Origin of the sequence: Pseudomonas sp. IT-P218, from assembly GCF_949767605.1 — a bacterium.
GTDB lineage: Bacteria > Pseudomonadota > Gammaproteobacteria > Pseudomonadales > Pseudomonadaceae > Aquipseudomonas > Aquipseudomonas putida_AE.
The window spans coordinates 14242-39207 of record NZ_CATKQQ010000055.1; the positions used below are offsets into that span (position 1 = coordinate 14242).

Below are 24966 nucleotides of genomic sequence, written 5' to 3' on the forward strand. Positions count from 1 at the left end.
CGGTAATTGATGTCGTCACTCGTCGGTTGTTCGTGGGCTTTTGCGTCTTGCGCAAGCCCTCGGGTTGCCCCGGGCGAGGCAATCTTGAATAATTAACAACTGAGAATTATTTGCAGATAATAATGACGACCATCAGCGCTGGCCATCCCCGTATCCTCGCCATCGAAGACGATCTCGTACTCGGTGCCTATGTCCATGAACATCTGGGCCGTAGCGGCTTTCAGGTAACCTGGTGCCAGAATGGCCAGGAAGGCCTGGACATGGCCCGCGAGCAAGCCTTCGATGTGGTGTTGATGGACATCCTGTTGCCGGGGCTGGACGGGCTGGCGGCGCTGACGCAACTGCGCCGCAGCCATTCCACCCCGGTGTTGCTGATGTCGGCACTCGGCGCCGAGGCCGATCGCATCAGCGGCTTTCAACTGGGGGCCGATGATTACCTGCCCAAACCCTTCAGCATGGCCGAGTTGCGCGTACGTATCGAAGCCATCCTGCGCCGGGTAGCGCTCGATCGCCGGCCGACGCCGGTGGCGCTGGTGGCCGAGGTGGACAGCCTGCGTTTCGACGACGAGCGCTGCGACGTATTTTATCGGCAGCAGCCTGCCGGCCTGACCCGCAGTGAATATCGCCTGCTGGAAACCCTGAGCCGCAGCGCCGATGAAGTATTGAGCAAGGCCTTCCTTTATCAGCAGGTCCTGCAACGAGGTTATGCCGCCCACGATCGCAGCCTGGACATGCACATCAGCCAGATTCGCCGCAAACTCAAGGCCATCGGCTATACCGAGCGGGAAGTGCGCACGGTCTGGGGCAAGGGCTACATCCTGAGTGCCGGCGATGAAATGTAACTTGCCGGGCCGGCATTCGCTGTTCTGGAAACTGGCCTGCCTGTTGGTGGCGTTCTGCCTGCTGATGATCTGGTTGAGCTGGTCCTGGGGCCGCTACATGGAGCAGCGCAACCAGTTCCTCTCGGACGAGGCCCGAGGCACCTTGACGCGTTATGCCGCCGAGGCGGAACAGGCGTGGCAACAGCGCCGGACCGAGGGGGTCGATGACTGGCTGCAGACCATGCATCAAAGGGAAAAGAGCTGGGTTGGCGTCATCGGCGGTGACCTGCAGTCCTTGAGCAGCTTTGCGCTGACGGACGATGAAATTGAACACCTGACGTTTCTGCGCGGCCTGGATTGGCCTATTCACAAGAAAGGCCGGCCGTGGATGCGGGTGCCGTTTCCCGGCGACCCTTCCGTCGGCAGCCTGGTGATCGAACTGCCCCAACGCTTTGTGCCGGGACGCTATCGGGTGTTCTGGCGGGTGATCACCAACGGCGTCATTCCCGGGTTGTTCACCTTGCTGTTGTGCGTCGGCCTGTACCGCTTGCTGGTGGTGCCGCTCAATCACCTGCGCGAACAAGCCAACGCCTGGCGTGCCGATCAGCTCAACGTGCGACTGTCGCGCCGCACCACCAATCGCGCCGACGAACTGGGAGAACTGGGCAGGGCGTTCGATCACATGTCCGAACGTCTGCAAAGCACCGTGGCGCTGCAGCAACAACTATTACGCGACCTGTCCCATGAATTGCGCACGCCGTTGAGCCGCCTGCGGGTGGCCAGTGAAAGCGAGCAGGGCCTGGAGCAGTTGCGCGAGCGCATCGGCCGCGAGGTCGACGGCATGCAACGGCTGGTGGAAGACACGCTGCAATTGGCCTGGCTCGACACGGAACGCACGCGATTGCCCGACGAAGCGATTCAGGTCCAGGCCTTGTGGGAAATGCTCACGGAAAACGCCTGCTACGAAAGTTGCTGGCCGGATGGGCAATTGCAATGTTCGGTGGACGCCTCCTGCTGGGTGCGCGGCCACCTCAATACCCTGGCCCAGGCCCTGGAGAACATGCTGCGTAATGCGATTCGACATTCGCCCAAGGGTGGCATTGTCCATCTGGGCGGGCAACGCGATGGTGATTTCTGGCACCTATGGCTGGAGGATCAGGGCGGCGGCGTGGCGGAAAACGATCTTGAGCGAATCTTCTTGCCCTTCACCCGCCTCGACGGCTCGCGGCCGGGGGACGGTGGATTTGGCCTGGGCTTGAGTATTGCCCGGAATGCAGTGCGGCGTCAGGGCGGAAAGCTCTGGGCGCAGAACACCGGGAGCGGCTTGCGGATTAATATGCGGTTGGTGGCGGATGATGGAGCTGTCAGTGATGACTCCTACGCGAGCAGGCTCTCCCTTCCTACAACGCTCTGATTTTGCGGGAGCGTTCCCGAGTTTCTGTACGACATTTCCCAAAGGGTATCACCGGTCATTTCAAGCATCCCTGGCGGTTTAAGCTCACGCTTTTACTCGTGTACAAGGATCCAGGCATGACCGTACCCTTCGCTCCCGCAAGCAAAACCGACGATCGTTTCAACGAAGTGCTTGCGCTGATTCAAAGTGCCAGGCGCCAGGCTATGCAGGCGGTGAATACCCAGCTGATCGAGTTGTACTGGCAGGTGGGTGCCTATATCAGCCGCAAGCTGGAGAATGCCGAATGGGGTGATTCCGTGGTCGGTCAACTGGCTGTGCATCTGGCTCAGACTCAGCCCGGTTTGCGTGGCTTCACTCGCTCGAATTTGTTCCGCATGCGCCAGTTTTATGAGATTTACTGCGCAGAAGAAAAAGTCGCACCACTGGCGCGACAATTGTCCTGGTCCCACAACGTGATCATCTTCGGCCAGAGCAAACGCCCGGAAGAGCGCGAGTTTTACCTGCGAATGGCCGTTCAGGAAAAATGGTCAAAGCGCGAGCTGGAGCGTCAGTTCAAGACAGCGCTGTTTGAACGCAGCGTGACCCAGCCGGCCAAAGTTTCCGCGGTTCTGAAACAAACCCACCCCTGCGCGTTAGAGATATTCCGCGACGCCTACATGGTCGAATTTCTCGACTTGCCCGGCGCCCACGCCGAAACCGATCTGCATCGGGGCTTGCTGGGGCGCCTCAAGCAGTTCTTGAGTGAGCTTGGCCGCGATTTCTGCTTTGTCGGCTCCGAATACACCGCAAGGAGAGGACGGAGAAGCGGCTTCAAGTTTTGCGTTGTAAGCCACCCTTATTCCCACAAGCCATAAGCACCGCACTTTGCGTGATATGGCCTTGGATGGTTTGCCGGTATGATAGGCGCCCCCGCAGTCTGGATTGCGAATACGCCATGACCTTGCAGTACCCAACCATCGCCGATTGCGTCGGCAACACTCCGCTGGTCCGTTTGCAGCGCCTGCCCGGCGCCACCAGCAATACCCTTTTGCTCAAGCTCGAAGGGAATAACCCGGCGGGTTCGGTCAAGGACCGTCCGGCGCTGTCGATGATCACCCGCGCCGAGTTGCGCGGGCAGATCCATGCCGGCGATACGCTGATCGAAGCGACTTCCGGTAATACCGGGATTGCGCTGGCCATGGCCGCCGCGATCAAGGGTTACAAGATGATCCTGATCATGCCGGACAACTCCAGCGCCGAACGCAAGGCGGCGATGACTGCCTATGGCGCCGAGCTTATCCTGGTCAGCCAGGAGGAGGGCATGGAAGGTGCCCGCGACCTCGCCCAGCGCATGGAGGCCGAAGGCCGTGGCAAGGTGCTGGATCAGTTCGCCAACGGTGACAACCCCGAGGCGCACTACACCACCACCGGTCCGGAAATCTGGCGCCAGACCCAGGGCACCATCACCCATTTCGTCAGCTCCATGGGCACCACCGGCACGATCATGGGCGTCTCGCGCTACTTGAAAGAGCAGAGCGACAGCGTGCAGATCATCGGCCTGCAACCGATGGAAGGCTCAGCCATTCCCGGCATCCGCCGTTGGCCGCAGGAATACCTGCCGAAAATTTATCAAGCCGAGCGCGTCGACCGTATCGTCGACATGGCGCAAAGCGAAGCCGAAGACGTCACCCGGCGCCTGGCCCGCGAAGAAGGCATCTTCTGTGGCGTGTCCTCGGGCGGGGCGGTGGCAGCGATGCTGCGCCTGTCCAAAGAAGTTGAAAACGCGGTGATCGTCGCGATCATCTGCGACCGTGGCGACCGTTATCTGTCGACCGGCATTTTCGACGCGCCCAACTGATGGCCAAGCACGAGAGAGGCCTGCGCTTCCAGCCCACCGGCGGCAGCAAGGCCCCGCAAGTCCCGACCGGCAAAAAGCAGCGCCTGAGCATCGAGCGCCTGGCCAATGACGGTCGTGGTATCGCGTTTTTCGAAGGGCGTACCTGGTTCGTCATCGGCGCACTGGCCGGTGAAGAGATCGAGGCGCGGGTGCTCGGCGCCCACGGCAAAGTGGTCGAAGCGCGTACCGAGCGGGTGTTCAAGGCCAGCGAACTGCGTCGGCCCGCACCCTGTGCCCACGCCGGTCGCTGCGGCGGCTGCAGCGTGCAGCATCTGCCCCATAACGAACAACTCGCCCTGAAACAGCGCATGCTCGCCGAGCAATTGTCCAAGGTCGCAGGCGTCGAGCCCGAAGAGTGGGCCGCGCCATTGAGCGGTCCGGAATTCGCCTACCGCCGTCGCGCCCGGGTGGCGGTGCGTTGGGACATGAAGGCGAAAAAACTCGAAGTCGGTTTCCGTGCCGCTGGCAGCCAGGACATTGTCGGCATCGATGATTGCCCGGTGCTGGTACAGCCCTTGCAACCGATCATGGCCCGCTTGCCGGAAATGCTGCGGCGCTTGAGTAAACCTCAAGCACTGGGTCACGTGGAATTGTTCAGCGGTTCATCGTTGGCGGTATTGCTGCGCCACATGGCGCCGTTGTCCGAAAGCGACATGACCATCCTCAAGGATTTCTGCGCGTTCCATCACGCCCAGTTGTGGTTGCACGGTGACGGCGAGCCGCATCCGGTCGAGGCCGAGCAGTCCCTGGGCTATCGTCTTGAACAGTGGGACCTGAATCTGGCGTACCGACCGGGGGATTTCATCCAGGTCAATGCCGGGGTCAACGAAGCGATGGTCGCCCAGGCGCTGGAATGGCTGAAACCGCAAGCCGATGAACGCGTTCTCGATCTATTCTGTGGGTTGGGTAACTTTGCCTTGCCGTTGGCCAAAGCCGTTCGCGAAGTCGTGGCGGTGGAGGGGGTGCAGGTGATGGTCGATCGCGCCGCCGCGAATGCGATCAGCAACAATCTGCATAACGCGAAATTTTTTCAGGCCGATTTATCCCAGCCTTTGACCGATGCCGAATGGGCCGGCGAAGGCTTTTGTGCGGTACTCTTGGACCCACCGCGTGACGGCGCTTTCGAGGTCGTGCGCAAGCTCAAGTCCCTGGGGGCCGAGCGGTTGGTGTATGTGTCGTGCAACCCTGCGACCCTGGCGCGCGACACGGTCGAATTGATCAAGCAGGGCTACCGGTTAAAACGTGCCGGGATTCTCGATATGTTTCCTCAGACGGCACATGTCGAGGCCATGGCGTTATTTGAAGCGAGCTAGGACGCTCGTCTGGTCCGACTGGCCCGCCCGTGCAGCCGCGTACCAGCCCGATGTGGGCTCATGGGCAACGAAGGTCAGCGATTTGACGCATTGAATCTGCGTCGTAGGGAAGGTAAGCAAGATGGTACAGGTGAGAGCACACCAGCCGATCAACACCGACGGCAGTATCAATCTCGAGGCTTGGCTCGATCACGCGGTCAGTGTCGATCTGGCACTGGATCGCGAAGCCTTGAAAGAAGCCTGCGAGTTCGCTCGCGAGGCCGAACAACAAGCCAATGCGGCTAAGAATCTGTGGACCGAAGGCAACTCGAGTTTCCGCACGGGCCTGGAGATCGCCGAGATCCTCGCCGACCTCAAGCTCGATCAGGATTCGCTGGTGGCCGCGGTCTTGTACCGGGGCGTACGCGAAGGCCAGATCCCGTTGCCCACGGTCAGCCAGCGCTTCGGCCCGGTGGTCGCCAAACTGATCGACGGCGTGCAGCGCATGGCGGCGATCAGTGACAGCTTGAGCCCGCGCAAATCCATGGTGATGGGCACCCAGGGCCAGGTGGAAAACCTGCGCAAGATGCTCGTGGCCATGGTCGACGACGTGCGCGTGGCCCTGATCAAGCTGGCCGAGCGCACCTGCGCGATCCGTGCGGTGAAGACCGCCGACGACGAGAAGCGCAACCGCGTGGCTCGCGAGGTGTTCGACATCTACGCGCCACTGGCCCACCGCCTGGGTATCGGCCACATCAAGTGGGAGCTGGAGGACTTGTCCTTCCGTTACCTCGAGCCTGACCAATACAAGCAGATCGCCAAGTTGCTGCACGAGCGGCGTCTGGATCGCGAGCGCTTCATCAGCGACGTGATGAGTCAGCTGAAGAACGAATTGCAGGCCACCGGCGTCGATGCCGACATCAGCGGTCGGGCCAAGCACATCTATTCGATCTGGCGCAAAATGCAGCGCAAGGGCCTGGAGTTCAGCCAGATCTACGACGTGCGCGCCGTGCGGGTACTCGTGCCGGAAATGCGCGACTGCTACACCGCGCTCGGCATTGTCCACACCCTGTGGCGGCACATCCCGAAAGAGTTCGACGACTACATCGCCAACCCGAAAGAGAACGGCTATCGCTCATTGCATACCGCGGTGATCGGGCCCGAGGGCAAGGTGCTGGAGGTGCAGATCCGCACCCACGCCATGCATGAAGAGGCCGAGCTTGGCGTTTGCGCGCACTGGCGCTACAAGGGCACCGACGTCAAGTCCGGCTCCAATCACTACGAAGAGAAAATCTCCTGGCTGCGTCAGGTGCTCGAGTGGCACGAAGAGCTGGGCGACATTGGCGGGTTGGCCGAACAGCTGCGGGTCGATATCGAACCCGACCGGGTCTACATCTTTACCCCGGACGGTCACGCCATCGACTTGCCCAAGGGCGCGACGCCACTGGACTTCGCCTACCGCGTCCACACCGAGATCGGTCACAACTGCCGCGGCGCCAAGATCAACGGGCGCATCGTGCCGCTCAACTACAGCCTGCAAACCGGTGAACAGGTCGAGATCATCACCAGCAAGCACGGCACGCCGAGCCGCGACTGGCTGAACCCGAACCTGGGTTACATCACCACCTCGCGGGCGCGGGCGAAGATCGTTCACTGGTTCAAGCTGCAGGCGCGCGACCAGAACGTCGCCGCCGGTAAAACCCTGCTCGAGCGCGAACTCAATCGCCTCGGCCTGCCGCAGGTGGACTTCGACAAGCTGGCCGACAAGGCCAACATGAAGACCGCCGAGGACATGTTCGCTGCCCTCGGTGCCGGCGATTTGCGCCTGGCGCAACTGGTCAACCTGGCGCAGCAACTGGTCGAGCCGGAACGCGGCAACGAACAGCTGGAACTGATTCCACGCAAGGCTACCGGCTACAAGCCAGGCAAGCGTGGCGACATTCAGATCCAGGGCGTGGGCAACCTGATGACCCAGATGGCCGGTTGCTGCCAGCCGCTGCCGGGGGATGCAATCGTCGGCTACATCACCCAGGGCCGCGGCGTGAGCATCCACCGTCAGGATTGTGCCTCGGTGCTGCAGTTAGGCGGGCGCGAGCCGGAGCGGATCATTCAGGTCAGCTGGGGGCCGGTGCCGGTGCTCACCTATCCGGTGGACATCGTCATCCGTGCCTACGACCGTTCCGGATTGCTGCGTGACGTCTCGCAGGTGCTGCTCAACGAGCGGATCAACGTGCTGGCGGTCAATACCCGCTCGAACAAGGAGGACAACACCGCGCTGATGTCCCTGACCATCGAGATTCCGGGGCTGGACGCGCTTGGGCGGTTGCTTGGGCGGATTTCCCAGCTGCCGAACATCATCGAAACCCGGCGTAACCGAACCCCTTGAGATCAGCGCCAATCCAATGTGGGAGCGGGCTTGCTCGCGAAAGCGATTTGCCATACGCATCAATTTTGAATGTGCCGGCCTCTTCGCGAGCAAGCCCGCTCCCACAGGGGAGCTTTATCATGAGAGGGATTGATGTACAGCCTTGAAGATTTATTGCACCTGATGAACCGCCTGCGCGACCCGCAGTACGGTTGCCCGTGGGACATCAGGCAAACCTACGCCACCATCGTCCCGCACACCCTCGAGGAAGCCTATGAAGTCGCCGACGCCATCGAGCGCGGTGACTTCGATCACCTGCAGGGTGAGTTGGGCGACCTGCTGTTCCAGGTGGTTTATTACAGCCAGCTGGCCCGGGAGGAAGGACGCTTCGAGTTCGCTGGCGTGGTCGATGGCATCACGCGCAAGTTGATTCGCCGTCATCCACACGTATTCCCCACGGGTGATCTGTACGCGCCTATGGATGTCCCGCGCCTGAGTGAGGAACAGGTCAAGCAGCGCTGGGAAGAGATCAAGGCCGAGGAGCGCGCAGAGAGCTCCAGCGCACCGCAACAGCTGTCCTTGCTCGATGATGTCCCGGCAGCATTGCCGGCGTTGTCCCGCTCGGCAAAATTGCAGAAGCGAGCAGGGCAGGTCGGTTTCGACTGGCCCGATGCATTGCCGGTGCTTGATAAAGTCCGTGAAGAACTCGATGAAGTCCTCGAGGCCATGTCGGAAAACGATCCAGAGGCCGTGGCCGACGAGATCGGCGACCTGCTGTTTTCCGTGGTCAATCTGGCCAGGCATCTCAAGGTCGACCCGGAAACCGCGCTGCGTGGCGCCAACGGCAAGTTCGAACGACGCTTCCGTTTTATCGAACAGGCATTGCGCGACACCCACCGTCCCATGGAAGATTGCACCCTCGAAGAGTTGGACGCCCTGTGGGGTGAAGCCAAACGCCAGGAAAAGAATGTGCCCAGCTGCGGTTGAGCAGTTGCCTAAGTGAGTAATAAGCACCATGAGCATTTCCCTTCGCGACCAGTTGCTCAAAGCAGGGCTGGTCAACCAGAAGCAGGCCAAGCAGGTCAGCAAAGACAAACAGAAGCAGCAGCGCCTGGCCCACAAAGGCCAGATCGAACTGGACGACTCCCAGCAGCGTGCGGCTCAGGAAGCGATGGCCGAGAAGGTCAAGCGCGATCAGGAGCTCAACCGTCAGCAGCAGGAAAAGGCCGAGGCGAAAGCCCGCGTAGCACAGGTCAAGCAATTGATCGAAGCCACGCGCCTGCCGAAACTGACGACCGAGGACTACTACAACTTCGTCGACGACAAGAAGGTCAAGCGTCTCTCGGTCAACAGCCTGATGCGCAACAAGCTGAGCAACGGTTCGCTGGCCATCGTGCATCACGCCGGCGGTTATGAAGTGATCCCCCGGGAAGCGGCCCTGAAGATCCAGGAGCGCGATCCGCAACGTATCGTGCAGCTGAATGTGCAGACCGAAGAAGTCGCCGCCGAGGACGATCCGTACGCGGCCTATCAGATCCCTGACGATCTGATGTGGTAAGCGATGTAGGAGCGAGCTTGCTCGCGATGGTCGTTAACGATAACGCGTGTTTACTGGCTAAACGCGGCGCTCTTTAGTCCATCGCGAGCAAGCTCGCTCCTACAATTGCTCAGGCGGAGCGTAGTTCTCGTTGCTGCTCCAGGGTTTCCAGTTCGGCCTTGTAACTGTGGGCGTCAGTTTCGGAGTGGAACATCCCGACCAGCAGGTCTTGTTGGTACACATCCCAGATCCGCACACCGGCGGCTACGCCTTCGTGGGACATACGTGAATCGTCGCGTTCAGTTACTTTTACAGTCATCTGCTAGCTCCAATCTCTGTTATCTGCAGCAAGGCATGTGCAGGACTCTGTTATAGAGTTTGGTAGCTTGCTAAGTAAACGACTGAGTTTGGAAAGGGTTTCTTGCAAAAACGGCAACAGTCCTGCAGCCCACGGAAACCGCGACATTCAGTCGCAGGGCCTTAAGTTTCATGACAAAAGCTTCATCTCCATGCCCAAGCCTTGTGGGCAAAACGCTGACCCGCTCCCACATGGAGCGCAGAGTTGCTCCAATTACCTAAGGCAAAAAAAACGCCCCGAACCAGTCGGGGCGTTTTCATGTGCGGCTCAGCAGCGGGGAATTACTTGCCTTCCCAGCGCTTCAGTACCAGCGTGGCGTTGGTGCCGCCGAAACCGAAGCTGTTGCTCATCACGGTGTTGATGGTGGCGTTTTCGCGGGTCTTGGTCAGCACCGGCAGGTCAGCCACTTCAGGGTCCAGCTCGTCGATGTTGGCGGAGCCGGCAATGAAGTTGCCTTCCATCATCAGCATGCAGTAGATCGCTTCGTGAACGCCGGCGGCGCCCAGGGAGTGACCCGACAGGCTCTTGGTGGAGCTGATGGCCGGAGCCTTGTCGCCGAACACTTCACGCACACCTTTCATTTCCGCGACGTCGCCGACCGGAGTCGAAGTGCCGTGGGTGTTCAGGTAGTCGATCGGGGTGTCGACGGTGGACAGCGCCTGCTGCATGCAGCGGATCGCGCCTTCGCCGCTTGGGGCAACCATGTCGTAGCCGTCGGAGGTCGCGCCGTAGCCAACGATTTCCGCGTAGATTTTTGCGCCGCGGGCCAGGGCGTGTTCCAGCTCTTCAACCACGACCATGCCGCCACCGCCAGCGATGACAAAACCGTCACGGTCGGCGTCGTAGGCGCGGGAGGCTTGTTCCGGGGTGTCGTTGCGCTTGCTGGACAGGGCGCCCATGGCGTCGAACAGGAACGACTGGCTCCAGTGTTCTTCTTCACCGCCGCCGGCGAAAACGATGTCCTGCTTGCCCATCTGGATCTGTTCCATGGCGGTACCGATGCAGTGAGCACTGGTGGCGCAGGCAGACGCGATGGAGTAGTTCAGGCCCTTGATCTTGAACGGCGTGGCCAGGCAGGCGGATACGGTGCTGCTCATGGTCCGCGTTACGCGGTATGGGCCGACGCGCTTGACGCCTTTCTCGCGCAGGATGTCCAGCGCTTCCATCTGGTTCAGGGTCGATGCGCCACCGGAACCGGCGATCAGGCCGGTACGCGGGTTGGACACCTGCTCTTCGGTCAGGCCGGAGTCAGTGATGGCGTCTTTCATGGCCAGGTAGGCATAAGCTGCCGCGTGGCCGACGAAGCGATAGATCTTGCGATCGATCAGTTCTTCAAGGTTGAGGTCAATGGAGCCGGAAACCTGGCTACGCAGACCCATTTCGGCATATTCCGGGTTGAACCGGATGCCAGGGCGGCTTGCACGCAGGTTAGCGGAGACGGTCTCTTTGTCATTGCCCAGGCACGAAACAATGCCCAGACCAGTGATAACGACGCGGCGCATGCGGATAACCCTTAGAAGTTGTCAGTGGAGGTGAACACGCCGACCCGGAGGCCTTCGGCGGTATAGATTTCGCGACCGTCGACAGTCACCGAACCGTCGGCGATGGCCAGGTTCAGCTTGCCTTTGAGGACACGCTTGATATGAATGTTATAGGTGACTTTCTTGGCGGTCGGCAGGACCTGGCCGAAGAATTTCACTTCGCCCGATCCCAGGGCGCGACCACGGCCCGGCAGGCCTTGCCAGCCCAGGAAGAAGCCGACCAGTTGCCACATGGCGTCGAGGCCCAGGCAGCCCGGCATCACCGGATCGCCTTCGAAGTGGCAGGCGAAGAACCACAGGTCCGGAGTGATATCCAGCTCGGCGACCAATTCACCTTTGCCGTACTTGCCACCTTCTTCGCTGATCAGGGTGATGCGATCGACCATCAGCATGTTCGGGGCGGGCAGTTGCGCGTTACCTGGGCCGAACAGCTCACCGCGACTGCAGCGCAGCAGGTCTTCCCGGGTAAAGGCGTTTTGTTTGGTCATGCGAGCTCCTCAATAGTCCCATGCGGCAGGTGGGGCAAATCTTCCCGGCCGATCGAAGCATTCATGCCTCGAACCGGCAGCCTACTCATAGACTATTGCGTTGTAGTGAAAGTCACAGTACCAAGGACATGAATGTACACTTGTGCACTGAAATTTTTAATCAAGCCCAATTTCGGACTTGTACGGGTGCCTAAGACTGCCGCACTTTCGCCTTTCACGCCAGTCGCAGATGCTCGAAAGGCCTGTACTACTGCACCCATCGCTGCAGAATTTGCTGAAGATCAGTTCGTTTGAAGGGCTTGGCCAGGTAATCGTTCATTCCTGCCGACAAGCAGGCTTCACGATCTCCCTGCAAGGCGTTGGCGGTCAGGGCAATGATCGGCAAGTCGGTGCAGCCGGGCAGTTCACGGATCTGGCGGGTGGCCTCATAGCCGTCGATGATCGGCAATCGGCAGTCCATCAATATGGCTTCGAAAATCAGGCTCTCGGCACTGCGCACCGCCTGTGCGCCATCGGCGGCGACGCTGACAGTAAAGCCCAGGCTGCGCAACATGGCTTCGATCACCGTCTGGTTGACCGGATTGTCCTCGACCAGCAGCACATTGCGCCCTTCGCCGTCGCCCTTGTGGGTCGATACGCGCGGTACCCGCGCCGGCAAGGCCTGTTGAGACAACGCCAGCGGAATTTCCAGGGTGAACATCGAACCACGGCCTTGTTCGCTCTGGGCGCGCAAGGTGCCGCCCATGCGTTCGGCGAGTGTTCGCGCAATCGGCAGGCCAAGGCCAGTGCCACCGTAGCGTCTTGAAATGGAACTGTCGGCTTGCTGAAACGCGTCGAACATCAATTCCAGGCTCTCGGGGGGAATGCCAATGCCGCTGTCGCGTACCGTGCAGGTGAACCACAGCAGTTCGTGATCCAGGGACTGCCACTGCGGCTCGATGGAGACCCGGCCCTGCTCGGTAAACTTCAGTGCATTGCCGACCAGATTGACCAGTATTTGCCGGATGCGCGTCGGATCGCCCTGAACCTGCAGCGCGCGCATGTCCACCGGAATCTGCAACTGCAGGTCGAGCCCGCGTTGCACGGCGCTGTGCTGGAATGACTGGGCGCAACTGGCGATCAGGTCCGCGAGGTTGAAGGGAATATGTTCCAGTTCCAGTTCCGAACGTTCGATACGGGAAAAATCCAGGATGTCATTGATGACTTTAAGCAGGTGCTCGGTGGATTCCGAAGCCAGCGCGGCGTATTCGAACTGCTCTTCGGTCATCTCGGTGGTTTCCAGCAACTGCAGCATGCCCAGCACACCATTCATCGGCGTGCGCAGTTCGTGGCTCATCATGGCGAGGAAATCCGACTTGGCGTTGTTGGCTTTTTCCGCTTCCTCGCGGGTCTGGATCAGCTGCGCCATGGCCTGATGTTGTTCGTGACTGGCTTGCTCAAGGCCCCTGGCAAGGTTGTTGATGTGTTGCGACAGGGCGCCGAGTTCAGTGTCGTCGACGATAGGCAGCGGCGTTTTATAGTCGCCGGCCTGGATCGCCTTGACTGCATTGCCGATATCGCGCAGCGGTTGCGACAGGCTCGAGGCCAGGCGTCGGGCGACCAGGAAGGTAAACAGCAAGGCGAACAGCGCCAGGATGCCGGCCTTGAGCAGGATCTCCTGCTGGCGCTGGCTGAATGCATCATTGGACAGGCCGACGATCACCCGGCCCAGGTAATCCTCGGCGGGAGTCGTTGGGGCCGCTTTGCGGTCCTGGAAAAAATCATTGTGCAGGGCGATCCGTTGCAGCCGCACGGGGGCCTGGAACACTTCGACCTGATGCGGCTGCTGGTAGCTGGCCGAGGGTTGTTCGACGTACACCAGAATCCGGTTGGCGCTGTCCTGCACCTCCAGGAACCGCACGTTGGGCGTGGCCAGTGTGGCCTTGAGCAGGCTTTCGAGGACCTCGTTATTGCCCGAAATCACCCCGTATTCGGTGGCCGGTGCCAATTGGTTGGCAATCAACTGGCCGGTATGGTTGAGCTCCTGGCGCAGGTCCTGGATCCGCACGAAGGTGAAGAAGCTGATCAACAGCAACGTCAGCAGCAGGGCAGGGCCGAGGCTGATGATCTGGGTGCGGGTACTGATGTCCCAGCGGCGACGGAAGGTCATGGATGGCGTTCTCCTTCTGCCAGCAGCATTGCGACAGACGCATCGTTGACCTGTTCAAGATCCAGGGAACGAGACACCTGCGCATTGCTCGCGACTTTGAAGCGCTGTGGGTACTGCGAGCGGGGCCACGTGGCGGGCGGCTGGTCGAGCAGTTCATCGAGAGTCGCCAGCCAGTCGCCGTGATCGCTGTAGGTACTGGCCAGGCTCCCGGCCTTGACGAACCCTGCATTCGGGCCGATCAAGGCCCGTTGTCGAGCATAGCTGCTGAGCAACAGGTTCTTCGCGGTTTTCGAGTTGTACAGGCCAGGGTCGTCCAGACCCAGTAATGCATCGCTGTTGTCCAGCAACGCCTGCAAAGGGCGACTGTCCTCGGTGTTGTCCCAGCGCTCGGTGACTACCTCAAGCCCGAGGGGGTGGGCGGCCTGGCGCAGTTCCCGCAACAGGAACTCGCTATGGCCGTCGTACAGCACGCCAATCCGTTTGGCCTGGGGCAGCAGCACGCGGGTGAGGCGCAATTGCCGGTCCAGTGGCGGATCACTCCAAAGCAGGCTGAGGTGCGCGGGCAGGGCGTGCCCCAGATGTTGCCGTGCCTGCACGCGGCTGATGCACAGCACCAGTGTCGCCGGGCCTCGGCTGTCCTGCAGGCGCCAGTCGAGGCTGGGCAGGTCGAGCAGGATCAAGCGGGTGTCCGCTGGCAGCTTGCCCGGTGGCGGCAGGCTGGCCAGCGGCTGGAAGCGCACGCTGTCGGCCGGACGCAATTGCCTTAGGGCCTGGGCAAAAGAGTGCATGCCGGGGCTGTCGTCGACACCGATCAGGAGAATGTCCGCGGCGTGGGCCGACAGGCTGTTGAGCCAGCCACCGAATATCAGGCAGACCATGGCCAGCAGATGGCCAAGGGGTGGCGTCTTCCGTGACGGACGATGGGGCATGTTAAAACGCCAGCTCTGCGCTGAAATACATCATCTGACGCTCTTTATAGTTATTGTTGATAATTGCCGCATTCTTGTTAACGAATGATGGCGCGCATGTTAACCGAGCCCGATGAGTTTTCCAGTCGCGATGTAGGCATTTTCTTCGGTTTTGCCGGACTTCTTCCCCTGCACGTCGGTAATTGAAGCAGGGACTGGTCGACACGGGGGCGCGCCGTATAATGCCGGCATCGCCACTGGTATTGGATTAATGGATTGCATATGACTGAACAGCGCCCGATCGCGGTCTTGGGAGGCGGAAGTTTTGGTACCGCCGTGGCTAACCTGCTGGCAGAAAATGGTCATCAAGTCCTGCAATGGATGCGGGACCCCGAACAGGCCGAGGCCATCCGGGTCAATCGCGAGAACCCGCGTTACCTCAAAGGCATCAAGATTCTGCCCGGCGTGACACCGGTCAACGATCTGCTGGCCACCCTGGAGGCCTGCGAACTGAGTTTCGTTGCACTCCCTTCCAGCGCATTGCGCTCGGTGCTGGCCCCGCACGCCGATCGCTTGAGCGGCAAGATGCTGGTGAGCCTGACCAAGGGCATCGAAGCCCACACGTTCAAGCTGATGAGCCAGATTCTCGAAGAAATCGCGCCACTGGCACGCATTGGTGTGTTGTCCGGTCCGAACCTGGCCCGTGAAATCGCCGAGCACGCGTTGACCGCCACGGTGGTTGCCAGTGAAGACGAAGAGCTCTGCCAGGAGGTCCAGGAGGTGTTGCACGGCCGCACCTTTCGTGTGTATGCCAGCGCCGACCGTTTTGGCGTGGAACTGGGCGGGGCGTTGAAAAACGTCTACGCGATCATCGCCGGCATGGCGGTGGCGATGGGCATGGGCGAAAACACCAAGAGCATGCTGATTACCCGGGCGCTGGCGGAAATGACGCGCTTCGCGGTGAATCAGGGCGCCAACCCGATGACGTTCCTTGGCCTCGCGGGCGTGGGCGACCTGATCGTGACCTGCTCGTCGCCAAAAAGCCGCAACTATCAGGTCGGGTTCGCCCTCGGCCAGGGCTTGAGCCTCGACGAGGCGGTCAATCGCCTGGGCGAAGTCGCCGAAGGCGTGAATACGCTCAAGGTGCTCAAGGCCAAGTCCCAGGAGGTTGGCGTGTACATGCCGTTGGTCGCCGGGCTGCACGCCATTCTGTTCGAAGGGCGCACGCTGGAGCAGGTGATCGGGCTGCTGATGCGCGGCGAGCCAAAGACCGATGTCGACTTTATCTCTACCAGCGGCTTCAACTGAAAAACTACTTCACAGGAACGGAGCGAGACATGAGTGATCAAAAAGTAGAAGCCAGATACGAGTCCATTCTGCTTCGAGTGCTGTGGATGGTGGTGTTCCTGCTGGTGTGGCAGGTGGCGCAGTTCATGCTTGGCGCTGTGGTGCTGGTGCAGTTGATCTATCGTTTGATTTATGGCGCCCCGAGCGCCAGCCTGATGAACTTCGGCGACAGTCTGAGCCAGTTCCTGGCACAGATCGGTCGTTTCGGCAGTTTTCATAGCGACCAGAAACCCTGGCCGTTCGCCGATTGGCCGACGCCGCGTACGCCGGAAGGTGAAGCGCCCCACGCCGTGGCGCCTGCGCCACATCCGGCCCGGGATGAGGAACCCAAACTATGAAACTCTGGGTATTGCGTCATGGGGAAGCCGTGCCACACGGTTCCAAGCCCCACGATTCGGAGCGGGAATTGACGGAGCACGGACGTGAGGAAGTGCTGCGCACCGCTGCAAATTTGATCGGCCAGCCGCTGACCGCCATCTACGCCAGTCCGTACCTGCGAGCGCAGCAAACCGCGCAACTGGTGCGAGACGCGTTGGGTTTCGAACCGGAAATCCGCACTGTTGAATGGCTGACACCTGACACGGAACCGGACAAAGTGGCCGAACAGATGGTCGCGGTCAGCGACGTGCTGCTGGTCAGTCACAACCCCTTGGTGGGGAATCTGCTGAGTTACCTGCAACATGGTGCCGGGCACCCGCCGGAGAGAGTCGGCACTGCCGGCCTGGCGGAACTCAAGGGCGATGAACTGTTGGTCGGCTCCATGAAGCTCAACGGTATCAAGCACCCGTAAAAGCAATGGATCGCAGCCTTTTGCAGGAGCTGCCGCAGGCTGCGATCTTTTGCTCTTGATTCTCTAAAAAAGTTAACCAAGCACTTGCTTGGTTGACTACGCTTGCTCCAGACCAAAATAAAGGAGCGAGTCCCATGCCTGCTGCTTCTCGTTTGCCCCTGGACATCTTCTACGAGCGCGAGGCCCGTCATCCCCGCCAGCGCTTTCTTGTCCAGCCAGTGGGCGGTGGGCAGGTCGAGACCCTGACCTGGGAGGACGTCGGTCACCAGGCTCGTTGCGCGGCCCATTGGCTGCGGTCGCGGGAACTGCCTCAAGGCAGTCACATCGCCCTCATCTCTAAAAATTGCGCACACTGGATCATTGCCGATCTGGCGATCTGGATGGCCGGGCATGTCTCGGTGCCGTTGTACCCCAACCTCACCGCCGAATCGTTGGCCCAGGTGCTCGAACACTCTGAAGCGACGCTGGCCTTCATCGGCAAGCTCGACGACTGGCCTGGCATGTCGCGGGGCGTCAATCCCGATCTGCCGACCATCAGCCTGCCACTGCACCCGCCTGGCACCTTCGATTTCAGCTGGACCGACCTGCAACGCAGCTCGCCGATCCAGGACGATCCCAAGCCCGCCGCTAATCAACTGGCGACCATCATCTACACGTCCGGTACCACCGGCATGCCCAAGGGCGTGATGCACAGCTTCGGCAATCTGGGGTTCGCCACCACGCGCGGCACGCAACTGTTCGGCCTGAATGAGTCGGATCGATTGTTGTCGTATTTGCCGTTGTGCCACGTTGCCGAACGGATGTTCGTTGAATTGGCTTCGATCTATACGGGGCAAAGCGTTTTTTTTGCCGAAAGTCTCGATACCTTCCTGACTGATCTTCGGCGTGCCCGGCCAACGGCGCTGTTTGGCGTGCCGCGCATCTGGACCAAATTCCAGATGGGCGTGTACAGCAAGATTCCGGCAAAGCGCCTGGATTTCCTGCTCGGCCTGCCGATTATCGGCAAGCGGGTCGGGCACAAAGTCCTCGCCGGGTTGGGGCTCGATGCCTTGCGCGTAGCCCTGTCCGGTGCCGCCCCGGTGCCGCTGAGCTTGCTGCTGTGGTACCGCAAACTCGGACTGGACGTGCTGGAGGTCTACGGCATGACGGAAAGCTGCGGTTACTCGCATATTTGCCTGCCGGGACAGAACAAACCGGGCTGGATCGGCAAGCCTTGCCCGGGCGTCGAGGTGCGCATCGACGAATCGGGTGAGGTCATGGTGCGCAGCGGCGCGACCATGCTCGGCTATTTCAAGGAGCCGCAGAAAACCGCCGACACCCTCACCGAGGACGGCTTCCTGCGCACCGGCGACAAGGGCGAGGAAGACGCCGAAGGCAACCTGCGCCTGACCGGGCGCCTGAAGGAGATCTTCAAGACCAGCAAAGGCAAGTACGTGGCCCCGGCCCCCATCGAAAACCGCCTGGCGGTGCATTCGCGCATCGAGCAGGTGTGCGTGGTCGGTGATGGCTTGAGTGCGCCGCTGGGCCTGTGCGTGCTCTCGGCCGTCGGGCAACAGGAGGCGCGGGCCGGATTGCATTCAAGCCTGGAAAGACTGCTGGAAGAGGTCAACAACGCCCTCGACAAGCACGAACGCTTGCGCCGACTGGTAGTGGTCAAGGACAGCTGGGCGGTGGAAAACGGCTTTCTCACGCCGACCCTGAAGATCAAGCGCAACGTGATCGAAGCCGCTTACGGCGCCCGCTTCGAAGAATGGAGCGAGCACAGCGAAGCGGTGCTGTGGCAGGATTGAGTCACGAACAAAATCAACAAGGAAAATCTGCTATGAGTCTGTGGCGTACCGCTCCGAACATCGAACAGTTGAATGCCATCCAGAAAAACACTATCGGCGAAGTGCTGGACATTCGTTTCGAAGCCTTCGATGAAGAGTCCCTGACGGCGAGCATGGTCGTCGATCATCGCACCCACCAGCCTTATGGCTTGCTGCATGGCGGCGCTTCCGTCGTGCTGGCTGAATCCGTCGGTTCCATGGCCAGCTACCTGTGCATCGATACCAGCAAATTCTATTGTGTGGGCCTGGAAATCAACGCCAACCATTTGCGCGGTCTGCGCAGCGGGCGGGTGACGGCGGTGGCCAAGGCGATTCACATCGGGCGAACGACCCATGTCTGGGATATCCGTCTGACCAGTGATGAAGGCAAAGCCAGTTGCGTGTCGCGGCTGACCATGGCGGTGGTGCCTTTGGGCGAGAATCCGCCAGCGCGTTGATCGCCAGCCATGGCTTTGACCGGACTGTCATCATTCCTGTCAGTTACGGTCATTGCTGCGGGACGTGGTCTTGCGGACAATCGACCTCTGTTTTCGTTGATGGATCGACCCGTATGTCGCAACAGATATTTTTCGCCCACGCCAACGGGTTTCCTTCGGGTACCTATGGCAAATTGTTCGCGGCACTGGCGCCCGAATATCAGGTGACGCATCTGGAGCAGCACGCCCACGACCCGCGTTTCCCGGCGGACGACAACTGGTACAACCTGGTGGATGAACTGATCCACCACCTGCAGCAACAGCCGGAGCCGGTGTGGGGCGTCGGTCATTCCTTCGGCGGCGTACTGCATCTGCACGCGGCGTTGCGTTGCCCGGAGTTGTATCGCGGTGTGGTGATGCTCGATTCGCCGGTGCTGACCCGCACCGATCAATGGGTCATCCGCGCGGCCAAGCGTTTCGGTTTCATCGACCGCCTGACCCCTGCCGGTCGCACCCTGGGACGTCGTGAAGAATTCGCCGACCTCGACAGCGCCCGCCGTTATTTCGCCGGCAAGACCCTGTTTCGCAGCTTCGACCCGGAATGCTTCGACGCTTATCTGCAACACGGTTTGCACAAGGTTGGCGACAAGCTGCGCCTGCGTTTCGACCCGGCCACGGAAATCTGCATCTACCGTGGCGTGCCGCACACCAGTCCTGGCAGCACCCGGCAGCTGAAAGTGCCACTGGCGGTGGTGCGCGGGCGTAACAGTCGTGTGGTGATGCGCCATCATGCCAGTTCGGTCGGGCGCATGCCCCAGGGCGAATCACTGTGCATGCCTGGCGGTCACATGTTTCCCCTGGAACGCCCGCAGGACACGGCCACGCTGCTGAAAAACCTGTTCAGCCGCTGGGACGGTCGCCAACAGCAGGATTGCGCATGAGCCATGTCGTCGAAGAAGTCCGCCTGAGCCTGCCGCATATCGAGCTGGCGGCGCACTTGTTTGGTCCCGAAGACGGTTTGCCGGTGATTGCCCTGCATGGCTGGCTGGACAACGCCAACAGCTTCGCCCGCCTGGCACCGAAGCTCAAAGGCCTGCGCATCATCGCCCTGGACATGGCCGGTCACGGGCACTCGGGGCACCGCCCGCCGGGCGCCGGTTACGCCATGTGGGACTATGCCCACGATGTGTTGCAAGTGGCAGAGCAGCTTGGGCTGAAGCGGTTTGCGTTGCTTGGGCATTCGATGGGCGCCATCGCATCGTTGATCATTGCCGGCTCGTTTCCGGAGCGTGTCACCCACCTGGCGTTGATTGACGGCGTCATTCCTCCCACGGACAAAGGCGAAAACGCTGCCGAACGCATGGGCATGGCCCTGCAGGCGCAGCTGGACCTGCGGGAAAAGCGCAAGCCGGTCTACAGCACCCTCGACCGCGCCATCGAAGCACGCATGAAAGGCCTGGTGGCGGTCAGTCGCGAAGCCGCCGAGCTGCTGGCCCAGCGTGGCCTGATGCCGGTGCCGGGCGGCTACACCTGGCGCACCGACAATCGCCTCACGCTGCCGTCGCCACTGCGCCTGACCACCGAGCAGGCCATGGCCTTCGTCCAGCGGATCGCCTGCCCGGCGAAACTGGTGGTCGCCGCGGACGGCATGCTCGCCAAGCACCACGAGTTGCTGGAGCGTCTACCCTTTAGCCGTGAACAGCTGCCAGGCGGCCATCATTTGCACCTGAATGATGAAGCCGGCGCGGATCTTGTCGCAGACTGTTTCAATCGGTTCTTCGTCATTCCTTGACTTGCGCCGGGCAACTGTCGAGGCTGGGCGGGTTGAAAAGGGAGACAACCATGATAGACCTCTACACCGCTGCGCCCCCGATTGGCCACAAGGTCGTGCTGATCCGATGAGTCTATCCATGCGCTCATTCAGTTTGCTGATGCTCTGTTGTTTCAGTCCTCTATCGTTAGCCGCCGATCTGCCCGGCAGTCAGGACCTGCCGATCGTGCCGCGCATGACCGATGCGCAGATCGTCGACTATCGCCCTGCGGCAGAGCTGGAGCGGATCTACCCCCTCGGCTCGATTCGCAAGATCAGCGGCCAGTTGCGCTTTGACGGCCAGGTCAGTGCCCGTGGGAATGTCACGTCGGTGACCTACGAGTTGCCGGCGGAGCATTCGTCGACCGAGGCCTTCACCGCAGCGCGCGAAGCGCTGCAGCAGCAGGACGCGCAGTTGCTGTTCTGGTGCCAGGCTCGCGATTGCGGCGAAAGCAGCCTGTGGGCCAACGAAGTGTTCAGCAACGCCAAGCTCTATGGCGCCGATAATGAGCAGGCGTACCTGCTGTTACGCCTGGCCGCTCCTCGGGACAATACCCTGGTGGCGCTTTACAGCATCACCCGGGGTAATCGCAAAGCTTATCTGCACGTCGAACAATTCGACGCCGTCGCCCCGCTGGGGGATTTGCTGCCGACCTCCGCGACCTTGCTGCGCGAGCTCAAGAGCACCGGCGAACTCGACTTCCCCAAGCTCACTGAAACACCCGATGACACCTGGCTGCGTTTGATCTCCCGGGGACTGAACCTGGACACCACCTTGCGAGTCAGTGTCTCCGGCCCCAATGCCGAAGCCTGGCGTCAGTCGCTGATCGAGCAGGGCGTACGTGCGGCACGGATGGAAACCGGTGCTGTCGCCGGTTCCGGCCTGCATATCAAACTGCTGCGCTAGGCGTTATACGGCGAACACGCGGGGCGTGTTCGCCTACTCTTTTTGCTGACATGATTTTTTCGAGACTGTGATGATCAATAACGATCGGCTGTTGGTGCAGATCCTGCTCCTGGTGCTGTTTGGCGCGAGCTTCTGGGTGATGGCGCCGTTCTGGTCGGCCCTGTTCTGGGGCGCAGTACTGGCCTTTGCCAGTTGGCCACTGATGCGCCTGCTGACCCGCTGGCTCAATGGCCGCGAATCCCTGGCGGCAGCCTTGCTGACCGTGGGCTGGATGGTGCTGGTGGCGGCACCCCTGGTGTGGCTCGGGTTCAACCTGGCGGACCATGTGCGCGACGCCACGGCGTTCATCAAGGATGTGCAGGTCGACGGCCTGCCTGAAGCGCCGACCTGGCTGGGCAGCATTCCCCTGGTGGGCGAGCGGCTGGTGGTGATCTGGAACAGCATCGATCAGCAGGGCGCGGCGATGATGGTGTCGCTCAAGCCTTATCTGGGGCAGGTCGGCAACTGGTTGCTGGCGCGTAGCGCGCAGATTGGCAGCGGCATTCTCGAACTGACCCTGAGCATTGTCTTCGTGTTTTTTTTCTACCGCGACGGCCCGCGGTTGGCGGCCTTTGTCCATGGTTTGCTGGAGCGCCTGATCGGCCACCGTGCCGGGTATTACATCGAGCTGGTGGCGGGCACGGTGCAACGGGTGGTGAACGGTGTGATCGGCACCGCCGCGGCCCAGGCCGTGCTGGCGCTGATCGGCTTCCTGATTGCCGGCGTTCCCGGGGCGTTGGTGCTCGGTATCGTGACCTTCATGCTCAGCCTGATTCCCATGGGGCCGCCGCTGGTATGGATTCCGGCCACTGCCTGGCTGGTTTGGAAGGGCGACTACGGAATGGCGGTGTTCCTCGGCATCTGGGGCATGTTCATCATCAGTGGCGTGGACAACGTGCTCAAGCCTTACCTGATCAGCCGGGGCGGGAATCTACCGCTGGTGATCGTGTTGCTTGGGGTGTTTGGCGGCTTGATCGCGTTTGGATTCATTGGCCTGTTTATCGGCCCGACCTTGCTGGCCGTGGCTTATAGCCTGTTGACCGATTGGAGCAAGAGCCAGGCGCGGGTCGATGACCGTCGCTGAGCAGTGGACTGTATCGAACTCGACACAATTGCCGCAGAGACTAGTCTTGCCTGAGCGTTCTCGACGATTTACCGATCATCGGGTCCCGCAGGGCCGTTGCTTCCGCTACAATGCGCGCCGATTTCGACTTGCCTGAGAGCCCACTCATGTCCGCCTGCCAGACTCCCATCATCGTCGCCCTGGATTTCCCTACCCGTGACGCCGCACTGAAGCTGGCCGATCAGTTGGACCCGAAACTGTGCCGGGTCAAAGTCGGTAAGGAACTGTTTACCAGCTGTGCTTCGGAAATCGTCGGCACCCTGCGTGACAAGGGTTTCGAAGTGTTCCTCGACCTCAAGTTCCATGACATCCCCAACACCACCGCGATGGCCGTGAAAGCGGCAGCGGAGATGGGCGTGTGGATGGTCAACGTGCATTGCTCCGGTGGCCTGCGCATGATGGCGGCTTGCCGTGAAGTGCTGGACAAGCGCAGCGGCCCGCAGCCATTGCTGATCGGCGTGACCGTGCTGACCAGCATGGAGCGTGAGGACCTGGCAGGGATCGGTCTGGACATCGAGCCGCAAGAGCAGGTGTTGCGCCTGGCCGCACTGGCGGAAAAAGCCGGGATGGATGGGCTGGTGTGCTCGGCCCTGGAAGCCCAGGCGCTGAAAGCGGCGCACCCGTCGCTGCAACTGGTGACCCCGGGGATTCGTCCGGCGGGCAGCGCCCAGGACGATCAACGCCGCATCTTGACCCCACGCCAGGCGCTGGTTGCCGGTTCCGATTACCTGGTGATCGGCCGTCCGATCAGCCAGGCGGCGGATCCGGCCAAGGCGTTGGCTTCGGTAGTGTCCGAACTCGCCTAAATGCCAAACCTGTAGGAGCCGGCTTGCTGGCGATGCAGGCGCCGCGGTTTATCTGAATGACCGCGGCGCCCGCATCGCCAGCAAGCCGGCTCCTACAGAACAGCTTCAGATTTTCAGGACCAACTTCCCAAAATTCTCCCCGCTGAACAATTTCATCAGCGTCTCCGGGAACGTCTCCAGTCCCTCCACAATATCTTCCTTGCTCTTGAGCTGCCCCTTGGCCATCCAGCCGGCCATTTCCTGTCCGGCGGCGGCGAACTGCGCGGCGTAGTCCATCACCACAAAACCTTCCATGCGCGCACGGTTGACCAGCAACGACAGGTAGTTGGCCGGGCCCTTGACCGCTTCCTTGTTGTTGTACTGGCTGATGGCGCCACAGATCACCACCCGGGCTTTCATGTTCAGGCGGCTCAACACCGCGTCGAGGATATCGCCGCCCACGTTATCGAAATACACATCGACGCCTTTCGGGCATTCGCGCTTGAGGCCGGCAACGACATCCTCATTCTTGTAGTCGATGACGCCGTCAAACCCCAGTTCGTCGATGAGGAACCGGCACTTGTCCGCGCCGCCGGCGATGCCGACGACCCGACAGCCCTTGATCTTGGCAATCTGCCCGGCAATGCTGCCCACCGCCCCCGCAGCGCCCGACAGTACGACCGTATCGCCGGCCTTGGGCGCACCCACGTCGAGCAACGCGAAATACGCGGTCATGCCGGTCATGCCCAGCGCGGACAGGTAGCGCGGCAGCGGCGCCAGTTGCGGATCAACCTTGTAGAACCCGCGCGGCTCGCCGAGGAAATAATCCTGCACGCCGAGGGCGCCGTTGACGTAGTCACCGACTGCGAACCCGGGGTTGTTCGAGGCCACGACCCTGCCCACTCCCAACGCGCGCATCACTTCGCCAAGACCGACCGGCGGGATGTAGGACTTGCCTTCGTTCATCCAGCCGCGCATGGCCGGGTCCAGGGACAGGTATTCGTTCTTGACCAGGATCTGGCCTGCAGCCGGTTCGCCGACCGGTACTTCCTGATAGGTGAAGGTTTCCCGGGTCGCGGCCCCCACCGGGCGTTTGGCGAGGAGAAATTGGCGATTGGTCTGGGACGTCATGGCAGGCACTCAGGATGAATGAAACCTTGTTGATAGACCC

23 protein-coding genes and 1 pseudogene are annotated in these 24966 nt (G+C 61.0%); 18 read left to right on the forward strand and 6 right to left on the reverse strand.

The window, feature by feature from the left end; translation table 11 throughout:
* The first annotated feature begins 122 nt into the window (after positions 1-122).
* The 8 genes and pseudogenes from ACM6I6_RS22710 to ACM6I6_RS22745 all read left to right on the forward strand — a co-directional run bounded on the left by ACM6I6_RS22710 (position 123) and on the right by ACM6I6_RS22745 (position 9326).
* Complete coding sequence (locus tag ACM6I6_RS22710) at positions 123-842, forward strand: response regulator transcription factor (RefSeq protein WP_406592545.1); 720 nt, start codon at positions 123-125, stop codon at positions 840-842.
* Entirely contained in the window at positions 832-2235 is a 1404-nt protein-coding gene (locus ACM6I6_RS22715; protein ID WP_406592546.1) for a histidine kinase sensor domain-containing protein, read from the forward strand. The genes ACM6I6_RS22710 and ACM6I6_RS22715 overlap by 11 nt, the downstream gene beginning before the upstream one ends.
* A gap of 116 nt (positions 2236-2351) precedes the next feature.
* Positions 2352-3032 (forward strand): annotated as a pseudogene (locus ACM6I6_RS22720) (PDDEXK nuclease domain-containing protein); the annotation flags it as partial.
* A 137-nt stretch (positions 3033-3169) separates the two neighbouring features.
* Positions 3170-4072, forward strand: a complete 903-nt coding sequence (cysM, locus tag ACM6I6_RS22725; RefSeq protein WP_274072917.1) for a cysteine synthase CysM — start codon at positions 3170-3172, stop codon at positions 4070-4072.
* Positions 4072-5424: a 23S rRNA (uracil(1939)-C(5))-methyltransferase RlmD gene (gene rlmD / locus ACM6I6_RS22730; RefSeq protein WP_414920743.1), complete on the forward strand. Its 1353-nt coding sequence runs from the start codon at positions 4072-4074 to the stop codon at positions 5422-5424. Before cysM ends, rlmD begins: the two co-directional genes overlap by 1 nt.
* Positions 5425-5545: 121 nt before the next feature.
* Entirely contained in the window at positions 5546-7789 is a 2244-nt protein-coding gene (gene relA, locus ACM6I6_RS22735; protein ID WP_274072919.1) for a GTP diphosphokinase, read from the forward strand.
* A 132-nt stretch (positions 7790-7921) separates the two neighbouring features.
* Positions 7922-8755: a nucleoside triphosphate pyrophosphohydrolase gene (mazG, locus tag ACM6I6_RS22740; protein WP_274072920.1), complete on the forward strand. Its 834-nt coding sequence runs from the start codon at positions 7922-7924 to the stop codon at positions 8753-8755.
* Positions 8756-8783: 28 nt separating this feature from the next.
* Positions 8784-9326 (forward strand): DUF2058 domain-containing protein, encoded by a 543-nt coding sequence (locus tag ACM6I6_RS22745; protein WP_274072921.1) that lies wholly within the window; start codon positions 8784-8786, stop codon positions 9324-9326.
* Positions 9327-9435: 109 nt separating this feature from the next.
* Here ACM6I6_RS22745 and ACM6I6_RS22750 read toward each other — a convergent pair whose 3' ends face one another.
* From ACM6I6_RS22750 to ACM6I6_RS22770, 5 genes are all read right to left on the reverse strand, one after another.
* Positions 9436-9624, reverse strand: coding sequence for a hypothetical protein (locus ACM6I6_RS22750; protein ID WP_274072922.1), 189 nt, complete (start codon positions 9622-9624; stop codon positions 9436-9438).
* A gap of 320 nt (positions 9625-9944) precedes the next feature.
* Positions 9945-11165 carry a beta-ketoacyl-ACP synthase I gene (gene fabB, locus ACM6I6_RS22755; protein WP_015096439.1) on the reverse strand — a complete coding sequence of 407 codons (1221 nt, stop codon included), beginning with the start codon at positions 11163-11165 and terminating at the stop codon, positions 9945-9947.
* Between the two features lie 11 nt (positions 11166-11176).
* Positions 11177-11692 carry a 3-hydroxyacyl-[acyl-carrier-protein] dehydratase FabA gene (fabA, locus tag ACM6I6_RS22760; RefSeq protein WP_003179264.1) on the reverse strand — a complete coding sequence of 172 codons (516 nt, stop codon included), beginning with the start codon at positions 11690-11692 and terminating at the stop codon, positions 11177-11179.
* 247 nt (positions 11693-11939) lie between these two features.
* Complete coding sequence (locus tag ACM6I6_RS22765) at positions 11940-13841, reverse strand: ATP-binding protein (RefSeq protein WP_274072923.1); 1902 nt, start codon at positions 13839-13841, stop codon at positions 11940-11942.
* Positions 13838-14770, reverse strand: coding sequence for an ABC transporter substrate-binding protein (locus ACM6I6_RS22770; protein ID WP_414920744.1), 933 nt, complete (start codon positions 14768-14770; stop codon positions 13838-13840). Before ACM6I6_RS22770 ends, ACM6I6_RS22765 begins: the two co-directional genes overlap by 4 nt.
* Positions 14771-15031: 261 nt before the next feature.
* Here ACM6I6_RS22770 and ACM6I6_RS22775 point away from each other — a divergent pair, with 261 nt between their 5' ends.
* The 10 genes from ACM6I6_RS22775 to pyrF all read left to right on the forward strand — a co-directional run bounded on the left by ACM6I6_RS22775 (position 15032) and on the right by pyrF (position 23816).
* Positions 15032-16057 carry an NAD(P)H-dependent glycerol-3-phosphate dehydrogenase gene (locus ACM6I6_RS22775; protein ID WP_274072925.1) on the forward strand — a complete coding sequence of 342 codons (1026 nt, stop codon included), beginning with the start codon at positions 15032-15034 and terminating at the stop codon, positions 16055-16057.
* A gap of 29 nt (positions 16058-16086) precedes the next feature.
* The gene (locus ACM6I6_RS22780) at positions 16087-16434 is read left to right on the forward strand and encodes a DUF4389 domain-containing protein (protein WP_274072926.1); all 348 of its coding nucleotides are present in this window, start codon (positions 16087-16089) and stop codon (positions 16432-16434) included.
* Positions 16431-16886, forward strand: coding sequence for a phosphohistidine phosphatase SixA (gene sixA, locus ACM6I6_RS22785; RefSeq protein ID WP_274072927.1), 456 nt, complete (start codon positions 16431-16433; stop codon positions 16884-16886). The genes ACM6I6_RS22780 and sixA overlap by 4 nt, the downstream gene beginning before the upstream one ends.
* Positions 16887-17020: 134 nt before the next feature.
* Positions 17021-18676, forward strand: coding sequence for an AMP-binding protein (locus ACM6I6_RS22790; protein ID WP_414920745.1), 1656 nt, complete (start codon positions 17021-17023; stop codon positions 18674-18676).
* A gap of 32 nt (positions 18677-18708) precedes the next feature.
* The gene (locus tag ACM6I6_RS22795) at positions 18709-19152 is read left to right on the forward strand and encodes a hotdog fold thioesterase (RefSeq protein ID WP_274072929.1); all 444 of its coding nucleotides are present in this window, start codon (positions 18709-18711) and stop codon (positions 19150-19152) included.
* A gap of 113 nt (positions 19153-19265) precedes the next feature.
* Positions 19266-20072, forward strand: a complete 807-nt coding sequence (locus ACM6I6_RS22800) for an alpha/beta fold hydrolase (protein WP_414920746.1) — start codon at positions 19266-19268, stop codon at positions 20070-20072.
* Positions 20069-20923 (forward strand): alpha/beta hydrolase, encoded by an 855-nt coding sequence (locus ACM6I6_RS22805; RefSeq protein ID WP_274072931.1) that lies wholly within the window; start codon positions 20069-20071, stop codon positions 20921-20923. Before ACM6I6_RS22800 ends, ACM6I6_RS22805 begins: the two co-directional genes overlap by 4 nt.
* A 118-nt stretch (positions 20924-21041) precedes the next feature.
* Positions 21042-21848, forward strand: a complete 807-nt coding sequence (locus tag ACM6I6_RS22810; protein WP_414920747.1) for a DUF4892 domain-containing protein — start codon at positions 21042-21044, stop codon at positions 21846-21848.
* 70 nt (positions 21849-21918) lie between these two features.
* Complete coding sequence (locus tag ACM6I6_RS22815) at positions 21919-22971, forward strand: AI-2E family transporter (RefSeq protein WP_274072933.1); 1053 nt, start codon at positions 21919-21921, stop codon at positions 22969-22971.
* A 146-nt stretch (positions 22972-23117) separates the two neighbouring features.
* Entirely contained in the window at positions 23118-23816 is a 699-nt protein-coding gene (gene pyrF, locus ACM6I6_RS22820) for an orotidine-5'-phosphate decarboxylase (protein WP_414920748.1), read from the forward strand.
* Between the two features lie 105 nt (positions 23817-23921).
* Here the strand turns inward: pyrF and ACM6I6_RS22825 are convergent, their stop codons facing one another.
* Entirely contained in the window at positions 23922-24926 is a 1005-nt protein-coding gene (locus ACM6I6_RS22825) for an NADP-dependent oxidoreductase (RefSeq protein ID WP_274072935.1), read from the reverse strand.
* Positions 24927-24966: the final 40 nt, after the last annotated feature.